We start from the raw sequence: 18,386 nt of genomic DNA on the forward strand, positions 1-18,386 counted from the left end.
CGCACTGCCGCGGTGCGCTGTCGCGCCGGCGGACGTCGCGCCGGCGCCGCGTCTCCCGAGGTTTCGCGGGATGGGCTGCCGGCCTGCGCGCGGTGCGCCCGGCGGAACGTTACATAACCCTGCGATTGTTGTAAAGTTTTGCCCGTATCAGAGCGCTCACGTGTGGCCAAATCTCTCTTGACGGCGCCGGGTCTCAATCGCGAAGATGCGCGAGTCCCCCGAGCGCATCGGCGTAGCTCGGCCAGAAGGCGGCACGCTCTGCGGTGACGGGGAGCCGCGCCCAGAGCCATCACGGGCCCCGGGGGTGACGACGCGAAGTCAGTCTTGGACGACAGGTGAGAGAGCTGGGACGGCGCCGGGCGCCGGGGCCAGGTAGAGACGATCAGGACTCTTGCAGAGGTCAGCGCCGCTCGGCTAGCGTCCCGTGGGCATCTCGCCAGAGAGCGACAGGAGCACGCCGTCCACGGCCAGCGCCGCCGAGCGAAATAGGCCTCTCATCCGTTCTTACGTGTGAGTGAAAGACTGCCGCCCCTCGGCAACACGAGTCTGACAAAGGGAACCGATCGAGTTGCGCGAAACCTCATCCCGGGGACGCGAGGCGAACTGGAGGACAGAAGCAATGCACGGAGCGTATGAAGCTTTCAAAGAGGGTGGATGGGGTATGTGGCCCATCCTTTTCTGGTCGATCCTCACGATCGGCATCATTGTTGAGCGCGCCCTCTACCTGTTCGGCTCGTCCATCAACAAGGATGTCTTCCTCGCCACCATGCAGAAATGCATCCTGGCGGGTGATGTCGCCAAGGCTGTGAAAATGTGTTCCGCGGCGAACGCCCCGCTCGCCCGGATCGTCCAGGCCGGCCTTGTCAAGGTGAACCGCCCTGATGAGGAGGTCCAGGCGGCGATGGACGAGGCGGCTCTCCGTGAGCTGCCGAAGATCTCGGCGCGCACCTCGTACCTCGCGCTGCTCGCGAACCTCGCGATGCTCTCCGGTCTGCTCGGGACCGTGACGGGTCTCATCAAGTCCTTCGGCTCCGTCGGCGGCGAGTCGGTCGATCCGAGCCAGAAGGCTCGCGTGCTCGCCCTCGGGATCTCCGAGGCCATGAACTGCACCGCCTTCGGCCTCGGCGTGGCGATCATCGGCCTTATCGGCTTCGCCGTGCTGAACGGCAAGACGCAGCACATCGAGGACGACATCAACGAGGCATCGGTGCAGATCCTCAACCTCGTCGTCTCGAACCGTCAGAAGGTGAATGTCGCTGCAGTCGGTCAGGCGGCTGCCTGATGGTCCTCGGCGGGCCCGGGTCGTCGAGCGCCTCCCGCGCGCTTCCACCTGGGCCCGCTCCCGTGCCTCGAAGCCCCGGACGGCTTGCGCCGCCGGGGCCCCGGGAACTTCAGCAGCGCGACGAAGTCAGACCCAGCATGGTGGCCCTCCGCGAGCTGCGGGCAGGGCGTTCCCGCAACAACTTGGATAGGTGAGCCCAGGCTCACGTTGGGAAGGCAATATGGGCGGCGTAGACGTCGGCGACGGCGGCGGCAAAAAGCGGGCGACGAACTCGGATATCAACATGATCCCGTTCATCGATCTGCTGATGGTCACGATTGCATTCCTGTTGATCACGGCGGTCTGGGTCACCAACTCGCGCATGAACGCGGACGCCCAGGTCCCCGGTCCGCCGGACCCCAACAAGGAGCTCACCCCGCAGACGCCGGAGAAGGTGCTGAACCTGCACATCGGCGAGAGCGAGTTCGGGCTCGTGTGGAAGCAGGGCGCGACGGTGGTCAACGAGGTCAAGGTCAACAAGTCGCCCGTCGAGCTCGGCGACGCGTCCTCGAAGATCATCCGCTACCCGGAGCTGGCGAAGCGGATCGAGGAGGAGTGGAAGACGCACGGCGGCCACCGGGATCCGAGCGACAAGAAGGTCGACCAGGCCATCCTCCATACCGACAACCGCACGCCCTTCAAGGAGATCGTCGCGGTGCTCGACGCGCTCTACTCGCCGAAGCGCGAGATGAGGCTGCCGGACGGGAACAAGCAGGTCCCCGTGTTCAACATGACGTTCTCGGTCCGCTGAGGCAGGAGCGCGCACATGGATAGGTTCAATCCGAAGCACCACAAGAACCCCCACGCCCACGTGATCCATCAGCCGGGCCGCCGGCTGATGAAGGGGGTGCCGCTCCGGTTCGTGTGGAACAAGGTGTCCGGGCACGGCGCACGCAGCCCGAACGCGGGGCTCAATCTCGTGAGCTTCATCGACTTCCTCATCGTGACCGTGATCTTCCTCCTGATGTCCTTCTCGGCGTCAGGTGAGATCGCCGTCGACAAGAACGTCAAGCTCCCGAAGGCGGAGAACGTCGATGACATCATCGACGCGCCGATGGTCGCGGTGAACGGCAACCAGATCCTCGTCGACGGCGCCCTGGCCGGGTCGACCCGCGCGATCGAGGAGCTCGGGCGTCTCCAGAAGATCGACGAGCTCTTCAACCTGCTCAAGAACAAGCGCGAGCTGTGGAAGCAGGTGCAGCCGAACAAGCCGTTCCCGGGCGTGTGCATCCTCCAGGTCGATCAGAACGTGCCCGCGCTGGTCGTGAAGAGCGTGTTCCAGACCGCGGCGTTCGCCGGTTACCCGAACGTCAGCTTCATGGTCGGCAAGCTCCCGAAGTCGCAGTGATCCTCGCTTCTTGACCTATCAAGCAGAGAAGAAAGGGGCGCGCTGGGCGATGCCCGGCGGCCCCGGTCACCCTCGGACGTGGTGGCACCAGCGGCGCGATCGGCGCAGCCTTCCCCTCCGCGCAGCTCGTGTGGAGGAGGTCGTTCTGCGCGCGTGATCGGGTCGGTGCCTCCTGCGTGGAGCCTCTCCTATGTCCTCTGAACAGCCGCCCCGCGAACGCGGCTTGCCTTCGGTCTACAAGGCGCGGGAAGCGCGCTCGAAGATGCGCTGGCCCCCGGCGAAGTTCTGGGGTTACACGGCTCTCGTCCTCGCGGTCTCGGCGATCCTCCACTGGAAATGGTCCCAGGGGCAGATCGAGAGCGCGCGCCAGAAGCTGATGGCGAACCAGCGCGCCGTCGCCGTCGAGCTCGGCCCGCGCTGGTTCCCGATGCGCGAGCGCGTGGAGGGCTGGACCCTCGATCTGTCGCGGAGCGCGGGGGCCGAGGTCGTGGACCGGGAGGCGCTCAAGGCGTGGAATTTCCGTGAGCTTGCGGGCATTTACCTGCGCCTTCGGGTGGACGAGGCGACGAGCGTCGACGCCATCCGCAAGAACGCGCAGCAGTCGCTCCGCGACGCGTTCACCGCGTGCCTCCTGCGGGTCCCGAACCCGAACCCGCTGGCGGGCGCGGAGTGCAAGCGCACGCGGGATTGCCCTGCGGGCGAGTACTGCAACGAGGCCGAGCGCTGCTCGCGTCCCGCGCAGCCGTTCAACCTGCGCGTCGCCTACCGGACGATGCATGTCCTCTCCGACGAGTGGGTGCGCGACGCGCAGGACGCCTCGAACGAGCTGCGGCTGCGGCTCCTGGAGTCGAGCTTCGAGGACACGATGCGCGACGACGTGCCGCTCGCGGCGGAGCTCCTGACACGGGCGCAGTACTACCTCCTCGTCCTCGACGAGCCGGCCGAGGGCGCGACGAGCACCGAGGCGTTGCTCGGGGTGCCGCACATGGCGCGGGTCGGGGTGTGGCGGCTGTCGGACGGCAAGCCCATCCTGCGGGTGCGCCGCGAGGCGAGCGGCCATCTCATCGGCGGAACGCCGTCCGTCGAGGGGAGCGCGCTCGAGGCGCGACAGCGGCAGGCGAACAGCTGCGCGCTGGCCCTCGCCGTGCGCGAGGCGATGGGCGACACGACCGGGGCCGTCGCCGAGCCGCAGTGAGGCCGCGCCGGGAAGCGCGGTGAGCGGCGCGCGCGCCGCGGGGCAGCGCGCGCTGCAAGATCAGCGCGCGCGCGCGCGGAGCGTGACGTCCCGCGCGACGATGTGCAGGTCCGTGAGGTTGTGGCCTGTCGGCCCGGTCTCGACGCGCGTGCCGAGGGCGCGGTGCGCGGCGGCGTCGTCGAAGCCCGCGAGCGCGGCATCGATCCCCAGGTCGTCCATCGCGGCGGCCGCCGCGCGGGCGACCACCGCGCCCGCCGCACCGGAGCTGCCGTCGACACCGTCGGAGGCCGCGCAGAGGAGCGCGACGTCCGGCGGCAAGCCGCGCATGGCGGCGAGCGCGATCCACCCCGCGCGGCCGCCGGCGCCGCGCTGGGCGGGCAGCGCCAGCGTCGGTTCGCACGGGATCACGACCGCGTCACCCGGGGCGAGGGTGCGGGCGAGCGCGAGGCGACGCTCCACGATCGCGCGCGCGTCGCCCTCCTCGGCGGGGGCGGCGACCGCGCGCAGCCCTGTCCTCTCGGCGAGGGCGGCCGCCACGCGCTCGGCGAGCTTGTCCGGATCGGCGAGCAGGCGCGCCTCCAGGCGACGCGCGTCCGCTGGCTTCAGCGACTCGCTCAACGCGGGCGCGAGCCGCGCGAGCTGAGGGGCCCGGCGATGGAGCGCGGCTCGCGCCTCCTCGACGTGTGTCGGGTCCGGGACGGTGGGGCCCGAGCTGATGTCGTGCGGGAGCCCGCCCACGACGTCGCTCATGATCAGCGTCAGGACGCGCGCCGGAGCCGCCGCCGCCGCGAGCCGCCCGCCCTTGATCCGCGAGAGATGGCGGCGAACGAGGTTGACCTCCTGGATCGGGGCGCCTCCTTCCAGGAGCGCCGCCACGAGGGCTTGCTTGTCCGCGAGGGACACGCCCGCAGGCGGCGCCGCGAGGAGCGCCGAGGCGCCGCCGGAGATGAGGGCGAGCAGGAGATCGTCGGGTCCGAGCGCGGTCACCGCGGCGAGCGCTGCCTCGGCCGCCTCCACGCTGCGCGCGTCGGGGATCGGGTGCGCCGCGCGCATCACGCGGAGCGGGCGCAGCGCGGCATCCTCGGGATCGGCCGGCGTGTTCTGCCGATCGCGCGCGGAGGTCGCGGCGTCCGCGACGGCGACGGCGAGCCCGCCGGTGATCCGGTCGCCCCAGCTGCGGAGCGCGCCCCGGGTCATCCCGAGCGCCGCCTTGCCCGCCGCGATCGCGAGCACGCGGCCGCGGCGCGCTCCTGCCTCGGCGTCGAGCGCGCGCTCGACGAGCCCCGCAGGATCGAGCTCCACGAGCCCGGCGCGGAACGCGGACACCAGCGCCGCGCGCAGCCCGTCGAGCGCGCCGCTCAACGGCTCCTCGCGCCGGCCTCGCTGCGCCGCGCCGCCACCTGGGCGGGGGCGCGGTCGCCAGCGTCGACGATGTGCGCCCAGACGACGTGGTGCCAGCTCAGCGTGACCGACACGAGCGCCCGCTGCTCGTCGCGCGGGCTCACGTCCCCTGCGAGCTCCGAGCCGCGCCAGCGAAGCGCGCCCCGCACGCCGAGGAACGGGCCCGTGGCGTGGCCCAGGAGCGGCACGTCGAGCGACAGCGAGAGCTCGACCCCGGGCTCCGGCGCGAGCCCGGCTCCCGGCGAAGCCTCCCAGAACGAGCCCACGCCGAGCGCGACGGAATCGATGAACAGGTCGAGCCACGGCGTGCCGAGCTCGAGGTTGCTCGCGTACCGGCCGAGGAAGAGCGGCTGGATGAAGACGCCGCCCGCGATCGAGCGCGCGACGGTCGCTCCCTGCGTGCCGATCGCGTCGGTGTAGTGCGCATACAGCCCGGCGGTCGAGAGGTAGGCCGCGGCGCCATGCGCGCAGAGCGCCGGACCCCCGTTCGCGAGCGAGGCGCCCGCGCCCGCGCGCAGAGCGAGATCTCCGTCCAGGCGGCCGTACGCGCCGTCGCCGTCCGCGCGCGCCGTGGACGCCACCGCGACCGCCGCGAGCGCCGCGGCGCCGGCGAGCGCCCTGGCGGCGGCGCGACGCCCGCGCGCGGGCCCGAACGATCCCCGTGCTGGCTTGTTCGTGGTGATCATCAGCGTATCAGCGCCTCCCGCACCGCGTCCCGCAGCTCGGGCGCGAAGAGGATCCGGGTGCGCGTCATGGTCTCGTTGCGCAGCCGATCCAGCAAGAAGGACACCTCGGCGGGGCGTCGCGGGCGTCCTCTGGGGTAAACGACCAGGAGCGACTCGTCCTCGGCGTAGGGCGTGTCCTCGGCGATGTCGACGCCGACGTACACCTCCGGGTCGAGCCCGGCGCCCTGCGCGATCTCGCGCACGGTCTCCAGCGCCGCCGTGCGCCGCGCATCGCATCCGGCCGGCGTCTCGCCGGGCTCGGGGAACAGCTCGATCGACTTGAAGAGCGAACGCACGCGCAGGCGGCGGGCGAGATCGGACAGCACGGGATCGGACGCCGCCTCCCAGGCGTGGATGGCCCCGAGCAGGACCTGATCGTCGAGCTCCAGGTACTGCTCCAGGGTGGGCATCTCGCCGACGGCCATCGCCTCGACGGCGGCGGGGACCTCGGGGATCCGATCGCCGGCGGCGAGGCGGGCGACGGCGCGCCGGAGGATGGCGCCGATCATCCACTCTGCGCTCCGCGTGGTCTTGTGGAAATAGACCTGCTGGAACATGAAGAAGCGGGCGAGCAGGAACGACTCGATCGCGCTCATCCCCTTCGTTCCGTCGATGGCGAGCGCGGGAGCGGGAGGGGCAGACGCGGCGCCGCCGCCGGGCATCTCCACCTGGACGTCGCTGAACCTGAGGCTGCGCAGCAGCCACGGCAGGTCGTACTCGCCGTACCTGACGCCTGTCGCGTGTGCGTCGCGCAGCAGGTAGTCGCAGCGATCGACGTCGAAGGTCCCGCTCACCGCTTTGGCGAGATACGGCAGCTCGTGTCGTCCGCCGATGAGGTCGGCGACCCGCTGCGGCAGGTAGGGATCCTGGCGCACGAGCACCTGGTGCACGTCCGAGGCCGGGTCGAGCAGGATGCGCTCGGTCCAGCGCTCATGGTGGAGCGCGCCCGGCATGGCTTCCTCGAAGAGGTGGGACAGTGGGCCATGGCCGAGATCGTGCAGGAACGCTGCGGCGATCGCGTCGCGCGCGCGGTCGCTGGTCACTCTCTGCCAGAATGGAAGGTCGCGGTCGATCTGGCGCAGCCTCGCAATGAGGAGGCGCATCACGTGGGCGGCCCCGAGCGCGTGCGCGAAGCGGGTGTGCTCGGCGCCCGGGAACGCCAGTGACGTCAACCCGAGCTGACGGATGCGCCGCAGCCGCTGCACCTCGCGGGTGCCGAGCAGGCGCGGAACGATGGCCGCCTCGCCGCTCTCGAACTCGATCAGGCCGTGGACCGGGTCGCGCAGGATCAAGATGGATCTCCGCGTGACCCCATGGGCGCAAAAGGAGTCGGGTCACTCAGGAGTTGCCTGATGGCGTCCAGCTGCGGGCGTGTGCGCGAGGAGGACGCGTCGCTCCGGGCGTGCGGAGTGGAGCACAGCAGGATGCACGTCGGACAGGGGCGGGAAATCAAGGAGGTGCGCGACGTTCCCACGCGAGCCTACGGGAAGGCAAGCGCGGCTCGTCGCGGAGCGTTCCTCGTGAGCGATCCAGCGAGCCCCTCGGCTTCCCCGGCGACGAGGACGTGCGCGCGACATCGCGGCGTCGGGAGCGCGCGGCGCGCGACGGAAGCCCCGCGGTGGGGGCCAGGCGCGCCGACACGGAATGATGCGGGGACTTTGAGCGTAACGTAAAAACGCGTCATGGCGCGCGTCGCGCAGCGCGGCACCGCGAACGCGCCGACGCATGCGCGCGCGTACGAGGGCGTGCGATTGCGGCTGCGCCGTACGACACGACGCGAGGCCGACGAGATCTCGAGACGCATCAGGACGCATCAGGTGGAGAGCGACGCGGCGAGCGGGATCGGGAATCACGAGACCGGCGATGCGCGCTGCCTGCGACCGAAATTGTGAACGGAGAAAATTGTGAACGGAGTAGGAAAGTGCTCGATTTCTTGAAGCTGGACGAGCATCCTGGTGTACGTTAGGAGGCTGGCTATTCCGCTGGTTAATGTGGGTCATCGGATATCCGGGAGATAGGTCGAGCACATGACCACGACCAACGGACGACAGTCGGGGCGGGGGCATCCTGCAGATGAGGAGCTAGGTCGGGTGACACGCGAAGCGGGAGGCATGGCGAGCAGTGGCGATGCTGAGCTCGACGAGTCGCCGAAGCGGCTCGACGCGATCCTCCGCGCCCTCCCGGAGTCGGAGCTCAAGGGCCTCATCACCCGCATGGGGATCCGCATCGACGCCGCGAAGCGCATCGACGCACCTTCTCAGGCGGCGCGGGCTCTGGTCGGCCTCCCCGACGTGCGCGATCCGTCGCGGCTCCCGACCGCCAGCCGCGAGCTGCTCCACCGTATCGCGGAGGCGGGCGGCGTGCTCGTCGTCCCCTCGCTCCCGGCCGGGCTCGAGCCGCTCATCGCGCGCGGCGTCGTCTACGCGCGCAAGACCGACGAGGGCATCGAGCTCGTGCTTCCGGCTGCGTTCCTCGTCCAGCTGAAGAGCTGGGAGAGCGAGGACCCCCGGGCGATCCGGGCGCTGCTCGCGCAGGCACCGTTCGAGACGATGAGCGCGATCGCGACGCACTATCTCGGCCGCCCTGCCACGCCGCCCATCGCGCTGTCGCTCGAGAACGCGTGGGAGACGCTGAGCGATCCGGACCGGCTCCGCGAGGAGATCGATCGCCTCGCGCCGGTCGAGCGCCGTCTGCTCGAGGCCATCGAGTCGGTCGGCGGCGAGGTCGACACGCAGGAGCTGCTCGATCTGGAGCGGGAGCCGATGCGCCTTCGCAGCGCGAGCGGCGTGACCGCGAGCCGCCGTGGCGCGGGATTCGCGCTCGAGCGCCGCGCCTTCCTCATCCCGATCCACCCGAACCGCCACGTCGTGCCGACCGAGGTGGCCGCCATCGTGGGCGCGGATCGCCGCCGGATGCGCGAGAAGCGGCGGGAGCAGATCCGGTCGTTCGTCCTCGAGGAGGACCACGCCCCGCGGCGCGCCCGCTTCGCCTCGGATCCGGGGATGCTCGCGCTGGCGCTCGCGTACTGCGTGCGCGAGCCGGGGAGCGACGTGCGCCCCGGCGTCGGGACGCCGCGGTCGCTGCTCGTCCGGCTGGCGCAGCGCTTCGGGCGTGACGTCGAGGGCGTCGCGCTCGTCGCCGCGCTGTCGCGCGCGGTCGGGCTCTGGGACGCTTCGGCCGCGTCGCCAGCCACGCCCCCCGGCTCGCTCCAGGTGCAGGAGCTGACGCCGCTCCTGTTCACGACGTGGCGCCGCGGCGGCGCGTGGGATGAAGCGCGAGCCGAGCGGGAGGTGCTCCGGGTCGCGTCCGACAACCGCGACGCGAGCCCGATCGGCGCGCTCCGCGAGATGGTGCTCGACGCGCTGCACGACCTCGGCGAGGGCCGCTGGGTGCCGTGGCAGTCGTTGCAGGGCTACCTGGCGGCCGACGAGCGGATCGCCGGGGTCGAGCGGCTGGTCCGTCGCTGGGCCGAGCGCGCCTCGGTCGAGGCGCCGGAGGTCCCCGACATCACGCGGCGGATCGCGCTGGAGTCGCTGCCGGCGCTCGGGATCATCGATCTCGGCGGGGCCGAGGACGTGGCCAGCGCGGATCTGGCGCTCCGGCTGACGCCGCGCGGTCGGGCGCTGCTCGCGGGCTCCGCGCCGAGCTCGGACAACGGCAAGAGCAAGTTCGTGGAGGCGCATGCGCTGCGCGTCGGCGCCAGCGCCAAGGTCTCGGCCGTGCTCGGGCTCTCGGCGTTCGCCGAGATCGGCCGCGTCGGCGATCAGGTCGATCTCCTGCTGACTCCGCCCTCGATCGCGCGCGCGCTGTCGGTGGGGCTCGACAGCGACGCCTTGCGCGCGCGCATCGAGGCGGTCGCGCCGCTGCCGGACACCATCTCGCGCATGCTCATCCAGGCGAGCGTCGTCATCGGCAAGGCGAGCTTCGTTGGCGCCTCCGGCTTCCTCTGGATCGAGGATCCAGAGATCCGCGAGCTGCTCCGTACGCGGAGGCCGGCGGCCGAGATGTTCGTCGATCCGTCGCCCCCCTCGGGCTTGCTGATCGAGGCGGGGGTCGATCTGGAGCGGCTCATCCGGCGCTGCCGCGCGCTCGGCATCGAGATCGAGGCCGATCTCGGCAACCTCAAGGCGACGCGGCAGACTCCGGCGCACGGCACCGAGGGGCCGCACCGGACCTCCTCGACGGCCAACATGCGCCGCTCCCGGACCCCGCCGGCGCGCACCCGCTGAGCTCGCTGTCAACCGGCATCGCGCGAGCGCGGGCCGATGTCGAGCCGGACGGGCGGCAGGGGACGTCCGCGCCTGCGGGCCGCGCGGGGCGCTGCGCCCGCGGTGCGTCACGAGCGCAGGCAGGCCCTGAGCCGCGCTCGCTTCCACCTCCTCCGCACGCTCATCCCACCTTGGAGGCATTTTTTCGCAACACTTTGCATTCCTGCGGCGTGAGGGGAATCGCTTCGGAGAAGCGCGACGTGTATACCTTAGCTCGATGGCGCGCTCCTCTGGTGAGCCGGACTCGACCGAAGGAGTGGACTCCGTCGGCCCGGAGACGGCTGCGTTTCCGCTCGGCGCGGGGGAACCCAAGGCTGACAACGTCTACACGATCGCGCCCGGCACCGTCATTGCGCGCAAATACCGCGTAGAGCGCACGATCGGCCGCGGGGGCATGGGCCTCGTGGTCGAGGCGCTGCACCTCGACCTCGATACGCGCGTCGCCATCAAGTTCCTGCTCCCGGAGTTCATGTCGTACACCGAGGCGGCGGAGCGGTTCATGCGCGAGGCGCGCACCGTCGCCAAGCTGCAGACGCCCCACGTCGTGCGCGTGCTCGACGTCGCCGCGCTCGACAGCGGCGAGCCGTACATGGTGATGGAGCTCCTCGACGGCGAGGATCTCGCGTGCCACGCGGCCGAGACGGGCACGCTCGCGATCGGCGAGTGCATCGATCACATCGCCCAGGCGTGCGAGGCGCTCGCGGAGGCGCACGCGCTCGGCATCGTCCACCGCGATCTGAAGCCGGCGAACCTGTTCCTGACGAAGCGCCCCGACGGCGCGCCGCTCATCAAGGTGCTCGACTTCGGCGTCTCGAAGATCCTCACCGGCGACACGGGCAACGTCTCCCTCACGCAGACGACCACGATCCTCGGATCGGCGCTGTACATGTCGCCCGAGCAGATGCGCTCGTCGAAGAGCGTTGATCCCCGCACCGACATCTATGCGCTCGGCGTGTGCCTCTTCGAGATCATCGGCGGCAGGCCGCCGTACGTGGCCGACAGCTTCCCGGAGCTGTGCGCGAAGATCTACACGTCGCCGCCCGAGTCGCTCGAGGATCTCCGCCCCGAGGTGCCGGAGGGCCTCGTCGAGGTGATCGAGAAGGCGATCGCGCGCGAGCCGGAAGATCGCTTCCAGTCGATCTCGGAGTTCGTGCAGGCGCTCGCGCCGTTCGCCGCGCCGGGCACGCGCACGACCATCGCGGGGATCCTCCGCCTTCACGCCGCCGAGCTCGACCTGCCGCCGCCGGCCTCGCGCGCGGCCATGTCGCGGACCACGTCGCGCGCGTCGCGCGCGAGCAGCGGCGGCCCGTCGGTGAGCGACAAGGGGGCGCGCACCGCCGGCGATGCGCCGCCGGCGGAGGACGAGGCCCCGCGCCGCGGGCGCACGCTGCTCTATGTGGCGGTTGGGGCCGTCGCCGTCGCCGTGGGCGCGTGGGGGGCGCTCCAGTTCCAGAGCCGGTTCGCCATGGGAACGGGCGACGCGGGCTCGCCGGCGGGCGCGTCTCCGCCGGGCGACACTGCGGCTCCCGTCGATCTGGCGCCGCCGCCGCAGCAGCAGGCGCCGGATACAGCCATCACCCTCCCGCAGGTCGTCCCCGCGGGCGACCCGGGGGCCGCCGATGCGGGCGCGGGCGCGAGCGATGCGGGGGTAGCGGACGCGGGCGCAGCGGACGCGGCCGTCAGCGCGACCGGGCCGGCGGCGGATGGCGGGGCCGAGCCGTCCGCAGCAGGCACAGCGGCGCCGAGCGCTGGACCGGGCAAGCCGCAGCGCGGGAGCACGGGCGGCCGGGGGCGCCCGCGCACGACGGGGGCGACAGGCCCGTCGCCCGCCAGCGATCCGGAGCCGGCGCGCCCCGTCTCGACCGTGAACAGCGATCTCTCGATGGAGACGTGCACCGCGACGATGCCGGACGGCACCAAGAAGGTCGTCCCCTGCAAGTGACGCGCGTCCGCGCCCCGATCACGCCGGCATCGCAGCCGGATCGCTCAGGATGGCGCCGGTGAAGCCGGGGCGCAGGTAGAAGCCGCGCGGCAGCGCCGCGATCATCTCGCCGTCGCGCCCGAACGCGAGTGTCCGCGAGCGTCCGCTCGCGGCCTTCGGTCGCACCTGGAGCCAGCGGCCCGCGTGCGCGGTGAGCGCCTCGATGGCGCCGATGCCGATGAGCCCCATGAGATCCTCGAAATCGGCGCGCAGGACGCGCTCCTGCGCCTCGGTCGGGAGCCAGAGCCGCGGAGCGCCCAGGCGCCGCTCCTCGCTCGGCCGGCCGGGAGCGGCGACGATCGGGACCCAGAGCACGTGGGCGAGCTTCGCGCGAGCGCGCGATGTCTCCCACTCCGCACGATCCGCGTCCGAGAGCGAGATCGAACAGACGAACGTCGACTCCTGCGGCGCCCCGGCCCCGTCGATGGGGATCGTCTTGAGCTCGATGCCGAGGTGCGGAAAATCGGGCCTCGACGTCGATCCGGCCGTCGCGCCGAGCGCGCGTTCGACGAGCGCGCCGGCGGCGCCCTTCGTGCGCACGCCGCCTCGGGGCACCGCGCGTCCGAGCGCCCGCGCGAGCTCGGCGAGCGTCAGGCCGGCGAGCGCGGACGCCCGGCATCGGAGCTCGGCTTCATCGCGAGGCGGTTCCAGCGCGGGGATCAACGACGCCGCCTTAGAGCATTGCGCGGCCCGACTCCAGCGTTCGGCCGCGATCGAGATAGGTTGGCCGCCGGGATGCGCCGGAACGTCGATGGGAATCGAGCAGCGCTGACCCGGGGGCCATGGCGGCCTGATACACGCGGCCCCCCCGAACGCGCCGCCAAGAGAGAGCCTACTGCCTAAGTCCCTCCTTGCGCCCACAGGATTGAAAGGAAAAAAGCATCAGGAATTTCCTGTATAACTTTTCCGGGGTCCACCGGCGCCGTGCCTTGAGGCCCGCCCGTCGTCGAGCGGCCACCTCAGATCGGCGAGCTGACCGGTAATACGGAGCAGCATCTCGCGCAGGGAGGACGTCGTCGCGCGGTCCTGCGGGTTGTGTCGTAGACATGCGTACATGAACGCCGCGATGTCGGCCGTCCTCGGATCGTCGGCGAGGCGCTTGACCGGCGTGGGGAGCCCGTCGTGCGTGATGTGCGCCGTGATGAGCGCGACCTCGGTGGGCGCGTCGAACAGCGTCCTGCCGGTGAGGATCTCGTAGGCGAGGCAGCCGAAGCTGTAGATGTCGGCCGTGAGCGGGGTCGCGGTGACGCCGGGCGGAACGACGCCCCAGATCTCCGGGGCGCCGTAGCAGCCGGTGGCGCAGCCGGGTCGGATGTGGCGACCGGCCAGGCCGAAGTCGACGAGCACGGGCTCCCGCCCCCCCCGTAGGATCACGTTGGTCGGCTTGATGTCGAGGTGTCCGACGCCGACCGCGTGCATGGCCTCCAGCCCGGCGAGGATGCCGTCGAGCAGCGCCACCGCGCTGCGCGAGGTGAGGCCTCGAGCGTCGAGCAGCTTGTCGCAGCGGATGCCCTCGATGAGCTCCATCACGAGGATCGGCTTGGGGCGCGCGCCGGCGTCGAACGTGACGAAGCGGGCAATGTTCGGGTGATCGGGCAACGAGAGGAGCGCGCCCGCCTCCTCCCGGAACAGGCGGAGGAAGTCGGCCTCCGAGACGCTCCGGGCCGCCGTGTGATCGTACTCCGGCACCTTGAGCGCGAAGCGCTCGGCCGACGGATCGTGCCGCTCCTCGGTGCGGGTGACGACGAACACCGTGCCCAGCGAGCCGCCGCCGAGCTGGCGGTGCACGTAGAAGCCGCCGAGCGTGCGGCGGCTCGGCAGCCACGCGGGCAGCGGCTGCTCGGGCAGGGCGACTCCGCCCGGCGCGCTCGGCCGCCGGACCGGGAGCAGCATGACGCGCGGCACGACGAGGGCGACCACGTCGGCAAGCGCGCCCGGGATGCTCGCGCGCGCGGCCGAGACGAGCGCCTCGACGGGCGCGGCGACGCTCGGCTCCACGTCCTCTTCTTCCTCCTGCAGCGCGACCTCGATGGCGAGGCGCAGCGGCTCCGTCGCGCCAGAGGGCGCGGAGGGCGGGTGATCCCCGCAGCGCCGGCGGGCGCCGGCGGTCAGCTGCGCGAGCCGCGTCAGGGCGTCCTCCAGGGCGCTCAGCGGCGAGGCGTCCGCGTCGCCGTCGCCCGCGGCGGTGAGCGCGCTGAGCGCGCGAGCCGTGTTCACCACGCCGAGCGCGCGCGCGAGGCGGGCGAGCGCGCCGCGCACGATCTCCGTGCGCTGCGACGCGCCCGCCGGCAGCGCCGTGACGAGCGCGTCGAGGGCGGCGATGCGCTCGAGCGCCGCGCGCGCGCGCTCGGCCTCGGCGAGCTCCGCGTCCAGCGCCCCCTTCCGCGTCGACCGGAGCGACACCGCCGCGTCGTCGTCCCGCGCGCGCGCGCCGCCCTCGCGCCCGCCGCGCGCGAACCGCGCGTACGCGCGCAGCAGCTGGGCGACGTCCGGGTGCATGCTCGCCTGGCCGAGCACGTCGAGGTCGTCGGCGTCGCCGCCGCGCATCGCGGCGTGCAGGAAGATGTCGGCCGCGTCGGCCGCCCCCTCCCGCACGAGCGCGTCGAGGCCGCGGGCGACGGACGCGGCGATGGCGCGGCGGAGCGAGGAGCCGCGGTCGGCGCGCAGCCGGTCGAGCAGCACGCCGATGGCGCCCGTCCAGCGGGCGAGCACGCGCGCCTTGAGCTCCGGCTCGCCGCCGAAGTCGGTGTTCTCGCCGTCGATCAGGTGGATGAGCGCGCGGAGGTTGCGCTGGTGCACGGTCACGTGCAGCGGCGGCGCGGCGCTCGTCCGCGCGGCGGATCCCTCGGCGCGGAGCAGCCACCGCGCGAGCCGCTCATCGAGGTCGTCCAGGGAGGCGACGCCGGTCGAGTCCTCGCTCGGCCGGCGGTTCAGCAGCAAGAGGCCCTTCAGCAGACCGGAGCCGAGCAGCTCGGCGTCGAGCTCGCGCACGAGCCCCACCGCCGCCCTGCGCGCTGCGGTGCTCTGCGCATCGTCGAGATCGCAGAGCTCGATCTCCTCGAGCGCGCCCACGACCTCGGCCGCCAGGGCGTACGCCTCGAGCGCGCGGCCGTGCGCCTCGCGCGGCCCCGTCTCGACGAACGCCGCGACGGCGCCGTCGAGCGCGCCGCGCAGCAGCGCGACCCCGGCGCCGTCCATCGAGAGGTCGCGGTGGACGACGCGCGCGAGCGCCGCGAGGCCGTCGTCGCGGACATGCGCGCTGGGCGGCGCCTCGATCGCGTCCTCCAGCGCGCGGGCGCACCGCGCCGCCGCGCGGGCGCCGAACGGCTCGCCGCGGCTCATCACGCCGCGCAGGTCGCGCCGGAGCTCGACGATCGCCTCGGCCGTCGCCATCGGGGCCGCGCGCGCGATCTCGTCGAGCAGCGCGTCGGCCGCCTCGGGCTCCGCGTCGGCCGCGACGGGGAGCCCCCACACCATCGCCGTGGCGATGCCCGGGTCGTGCGCGAGCAGCGGCCCCCGGAGGAGCTCGACGGCGCGGCCGAGCGCGCCGTCCGGATCGACGGCGAGGCTCGCGGCGAGCGACGCGGCGCCGCGCCGCCACTCGGTGGGGGAGAGATCCTGGACGAGCAGGGCGCGCACCTCCTCGGCGAAGTCGGGCAGCACCCCCGCGAGGAGGCCTCGCGCCGCGGCGATGTGGCGCCACACGAGCGGCTCGCGATCGGCGAGGAGCGTCTGCCAGGCGAGCGCGATCCCGTCGGCGCTGCGGTCGAGATCGCGCCGGCGCCCGTCGCTCACGTTGCGGAACAGCCGGAGCGGGAGGTCGTCGCCCTGCATGGCCCGGCGGGTCGCGTCGCGGGCGGCGCGCTCGAGGAGGCGCGCGGCGAGGCGCCGCTCCGGGAGAGAGCCGGTCGAGGGCGCCGCGATCCAGTCGCGCGACAGCTCGCGCCGCGAGGCGAGCAGGAGCGCGAGCGGATCGACCGGGATGTCGGTGCCCGCGGGGAGCCAGAGCGAGAGCATCACGCGCGCGCGGATGCCCGCCCCGGAGAGGCCCCGGGCCGAGCCGGCGGCCATGCGCGTGGCGAGGGCGACGAACGTCGCCGCGTTGCCGGCATAGAGCTGGTTGAGCACGCGCCGGCCGAGCTCGCGCCGCTCGGGCCCGAGCGGGAGCGCTCCGGCGATCTCGTAGAGCGCCACGCTCGCCGCGGCCGGCGCGAGCCAGCTCAGATCGTCGAGCAGGCCGTCGGCCATGGCGGTCTGGACGCTCCGGAGCAGGCCATCCGGGCTGAGGGCGTCGAGCGGGGTCGAGCCATCGAGCGCGTCGACGAGGGCGAGCGAGGCGATCGACTGACGGAAGAGCCCGCGCCGGACGTTCGGGTCGTCGTGGGACGTGAGATCGACGAGCCCTTCGAGGTATTCCGCGCGCGGTCGCATCGACAGATGGCGCAGTCTAGCGCGACGGCGCGCCGGCCCCCCTCCCACGCCGCCGCAAACATCGCGCGTCATGGAACCTCCCACCTCGATCCGGAGCGCGTGCCGCTCCACCCGGCTCCGACAGAGCCACTTCCCCCTACGATGATCGGACCTGCCGGGGGCGCGCCCTCGCCGCGCTTTCCGTTGCCTCGCCCGGGTGACCACGTTGTGGACAAGGCCAACGTGCCGGCGCGGTCGTCGCTCGATGCGCGGGCAGGCTCGGATCCCCTCGCGTCCGGCCGCCTGGGCCGTCGGCGGACGCGACAGCGCGCTCCGGTCGCGCCGCGCGCGCCGAGGACGCAATCCGCGCCACCTGCGCGCGGGATGACACGGATCGAGCGGGTGGAAGTGAACGCCGAAGTGGGTTAAGCGGGAGCGCGCGCGGCGCCCTGCCGCCCTGCGCGTCCGTCGCGCGGATACCGCACCAAAGAGCTGGAATGCAAGGAGACGTGGAACCGGGCTTCTCGTTCGACCTCGACGCGTTCCGTGCCGCATACTCGCGCTTCCTCGCGCCCGCCGAGGACGCGGCGCCGCGCATCCTGCTCACGGGGCACTCCCATCAGGCCTGGCCTGACGTGGCGCGCGACGCGCTCGCCGCGTGCTTCGACGACGCCGCGCGGCTCGTCGACGGCAAGTGGGACGATGCGGTGTTCCCGATGCGCTCGGCGGTCGGCGAGGCGATCCTGGAGCGGATGGGCTTCGCGCGCGGCGACGACATCGCCTTCGGCCAGAACACGCACGAGCTCGTCTACCGGCTGATCACCTCGCTCCCCCGGCGCGGTCGGCAGCGGATCGTCACCACCGAGGGCGAGTTCCACTCGCTCAGGCGACAGCTCGCGCGTCTCGGCGAGGACGGCGTCGAGGTCGCGTGGGTGAGCGTCGAGCCGCGCGGCTCGCTCCCCGAGCGGCTGCTCGCCGCGCTCCAGCCGGGCACCTCGATGCTCGCGATCTCGGCCGTGCTCTTCGAGAGCGCCACGGTAATGCCGCGGCTCGACGAGATCGTCGCGCGCGCGGCCGAGATCGGCGCCGTCCCGCTCGTGGACGCCTACCACGCCTTCAACGTCGTCCCGATCGCGTGGGGCAGCGCGGCGCCTCACGTCTTCGCCGTCGCGGGCGGCTACAAGTACGCGGCGATGGGCGAGGGGATCTGCTGGATGCGTGTCCCGCGCGGCTGCGCGCTGCGCCCGGTCTTCACCGGCTGGTTCGCCGACTTCGACTCGCTCGCGGGAAGCGGCGGCGGCGTCGCGTACGCGCCGGGGGGCGCGCGCTTCGCGGGCTCCACGTTCGACCCGTCCGCGCTCTACCGCGCTGCCGCCGTGCTCGAGCACTGGGATCGCTTCGGCCTCACCGTCCCGCGGCTGCGCGCGATCTCGCTCCGGCAGACCGGGCGCATCCTCGGCCACCTCGACGCTGCGGGCCGCGGCGATGACGTCGTCTCGCCGCTCGAGCCCGAGCGCCGCGGCGGCTTCGTCGCCGTGCGCGCGGCGCAGGCGGGCGACGTCGTGCGGCGCCTCCGCGCCCGGCGCGTCCTCGTCGACGCGCGCCGCGATGTGCTCCGCGTCGGCCCTGCGCCGTACCTCACCGACGCCGAGATCGACGCGGGCGTGGCCGCCCTCCTCGAGGAGCTCGGCCGCTAGCGCCGTCCCCGACGACGGCTCATGGTCGCGTTCTCCTTCC

The 18,386-nt window shown here is 72.6% G+C and carries 13 protein-coding genes; 8 read left to right on the forward strand and 5 right to left on the reverse strand.

Annotated elements, in window-relative coordinates:
* Positions 1-568 precede the first annotated feature (568 nt).
* The 4 genes from WMF36_RS15685 (at position 569) to WMF36_RS15700 (ending at position 3,864) form a co-directional block, all read left to right on the forward strand.
* Positions 569-1,282: a MotA/TolQ/ExbB proton channel family protein gene (locus tag WMF36_RS15685; RefSeq protein WP_437580412.1), complete on the forward strand. Its 714-nt coding sequence runs from the start codon at positions 569-571 to the stop codon at positions 1,280-1,282.
* A gap of 220 nt (positions 1,283-1,502) precedes the next feature.
* The gene (locus WMF36_RS15690; protein ID WP_437491318.1) at positions 1,503-2,072 is read left to right on the forward strand and encodes an ExbD/TolR family protein; all 570 of its coding nucleotides are present in this window, start codon (positions 1,503-1,505) and stop codon (positions 2,070-2,072) included.
* Between the two features lie 15 nt (positions 2,073-2,087).
* Positions 2,088-2,669, forward strand: coding sequence for an ExbD/TolR family protein (locus WMF36_RS15695; protein ID WP_061605612.1), 582 nt, complete (start codon positions 2,088-2,090; stop codon positions 2,667-2,669).
* Between the two features lie 190 nt (positions 2,670-2,859).
* Positions 2,860-3,864 (forward strand): hypothetical protein, encoded by a 1,005-nt coding sequence (locus WMF36_RS15700; RefSeq protein ID WP_437580413.1) that lies wholly within the window; start codon positions 2,860-2,862, stop codon positions 3,862-3,864.
* 60 nt (positions 3,865-3,924) lie between these two features.
* On the opposite strand, the gene WMF36_RS15705 is transcribed toward WMF36_RS15700, so the two are convergent.
* From WMF36_RS15705 to WMF36_RS15715, 3 genes are read right to left on the reverse strand one after another with little or no spacing between them, the layout of a single operon-like run.
* A complete protein-coding gene (locus tag WMF36_RS15705; protein ID WP_437580414.1) occupies positions 3,925-5,226 on the reverse strand; it encodes a DUF4147 domain-containing protein in 1,302 nt (433 codons plus the stop codon).
* A complete protein-coding gene (locus WMF36_RS15710; protein ID WP_437580415.1) occupies positions 5,223-5,951 on the reverse strand; it encodes a hypothetical protein in 729 nt (242 codons plus the stop codon). Before WMF36_RS15710 ends, WMF36_RS15705 begins: the two co-directional genes overlap by 4 nt.
* On the reverse strand, positions 5,951-7,282 hold the full coding sequence (locus WMF36_RS15715) for an HD domain-containing protein (RefSeq protein WP_437580416.1): 1,332 nt from the start codon (positions 7,280-7,282) through the stop codon (positions 5,951-5,953). The genes WMF36_RS15710 and WMF36_RS15715 overlap by 1 nt, the downstream gene beginning before the upstream one ends.
* Before the next feature lie 390 nt (positions 7,283-7,672).
* On the opposite strand from WMF36_RS15715, the gene WMF36_RS15720 reads away from it, so the two are divergent.
* From WMF36_RS15720 to WMF36_RS15730, 3 genes are all read left to right on the forward strand, one after another.
* Positions 7,673-7,882: a hypothetical protein gene (locus tag WMF36_RS15720; RefSeq protein ID WP_437580417.1), complete on the forward strand. Its 210-nt coding sequence runs from the start codon at positions 7,673-7,675 to the stop codon at positions 7,880-7,882.
* 219 nt (positions 7,883-8,101) lie between these two features.
* Positions 8,102-10,219 carry a hypothetical protein gene (locus WMF36_RS15725; protein ID WP_437580418.1) on the forward strand — a complete coding sequence of 706 codons (2,118 nt, stop codon included), beginning with the start codon at positions 8,102-8,104 and terminating at the stop codon, positions 10,217-10,219.
* Positions 10,220-10,475: 256 nt separating this feature from the next.
* Complete coding sequence (locus tag WMF36_RS15730) at positions 10,476-12,200, forward strand: protein kinase domain-containing protein (protein WP_437580419.1); 1,725 nt, start codon at positions 10,476-10,478, stop codon at positions 12,198-12,200.
* 18 nt (positions 12,201-12,218) lie between these two features.
* Here WMF36_RS15730 and mutH read toward each other — a convergent pair whose 3' ends face one another.
* Positions 12,219-12,902, reverse strand: a complete 684-nt coding sequence (gene mutH, locus WMF36_RS15735; RefSeq protein WP_437580420.1) for a DNA mismatch repair endonuclease MutH — start codon at positions 12,900-12,902, stop codon at positions 12,219-12,221.
* Positions 12,903-13,121: 219 nt separating this feature from the next.
* Positions 13,122-16,742, reverse strand: coding sequence for a protein kinase domain-containing protein (locus WMF36_RS15740; RefSeq protein ID WP_437580421.1), 3,621 nt, complete (start codon positions 16,740-16,742; stop codon positions 13,122-13,124).
* 404 nt (positions 16,743-17,146) lie between these two features.
* On the opposite strand from WMF36_RS15740, the gene WMF36_RS15745 reads away from it, so the two are divergent.
* Positions 17,147-18,346 (forward strand): aminotransferase class V-fold PLP-dependent enzyme, encoded by a 1,200-nt coding sequence (locus tag WMF36_RS15745; protein ID WP_437580422.1) that lies wholly within the window; start codon positions 17,147-17,149, stop codon positions 18,344-18,346.
* The last annotated feature ends 40 nt before the right edge of the window (positions 18,347-18,386 follow it).

The organism is Sorangium sp. So ce887 (assembly GCF_051521455.1).
Taxonomy (GTDB): domain Bacteria; phylum Myxococcota_A; class Polyangia; order Polyangiales; family Polyangiaceae; genus Sorangium.

What these genes read in the sequence shown, in the direction of transcription:
- WMF36_RS15690 (WP_437491318.1), top strand. Translation starts at nt 1,503, where the DNA reads ATGGGCGGCGTAGACGTCGGCGACGGCGGCGGCAAAAAGCGGGCGACG.
- WMF36_RS15695 (WP_061605612.1), top strand. Translation starts at nt 2,088, where the DNA reads ATGGATAGGTTCAATCCGAAGCACCACAAGAACCCCCACGCCCACGTG.
- WMF36_RS15700 (WP_437580413.1), top strand. Translation starts at nt 2,860, where the DNA reads ATGTCCTCTGAACAGCCGCCCCGCGAACGCGGCTTGCCTTCGGTCTAC.
- WMF36_RS15710 (WP_437580415.1), bottom strand. Translation starts at nt 5,951, where the DNA reads ATGATCACCACGAACAAGCCAGCACGGGGATCGTTCGGGCCCGCGCGC.
- WMF36_RS15720 (WP_437580417.1), top strand. Translation starts at nt 7,673, where the DNA reads ATGGCGCGCGTCGCGCAGCGCGGCACCGCGAACGCGCCGACGCATGCG.
- WMF36_RS15725 (WP_437580418.1), top strand. Translation starts at nt 8,102, where the DNA reads ATGGCGAGCAGTGGCGATGCTGAGCTCGACGAGTCGCCGAAGCGGCTC.
- WMF36_RS15730 (WP_437580419.1), top strand. Translation starts at nt 10,476, where the DNA reads ATGGCGCGCTCCTCTGGTGAGCCGGACTCGACCGAAGGAGTGGACTCC.
- WMF36_RS15740 (WP_437580421.1), bottom strand. Translation starts at nt 16,742, where the DNA reads ATGACGCGCGATGTTTGCGGCGGCGTGGGAGGGGGGCCGGCGCGCCGT.
- WMF36_RS15745 (WP_437580422.1), top strand. Translation starts at nt 17,147, where the DNA reads ATGCAAGGAGACGTGGAACCGGGCTTCTCGTTCGACCTCGACGCGTTC.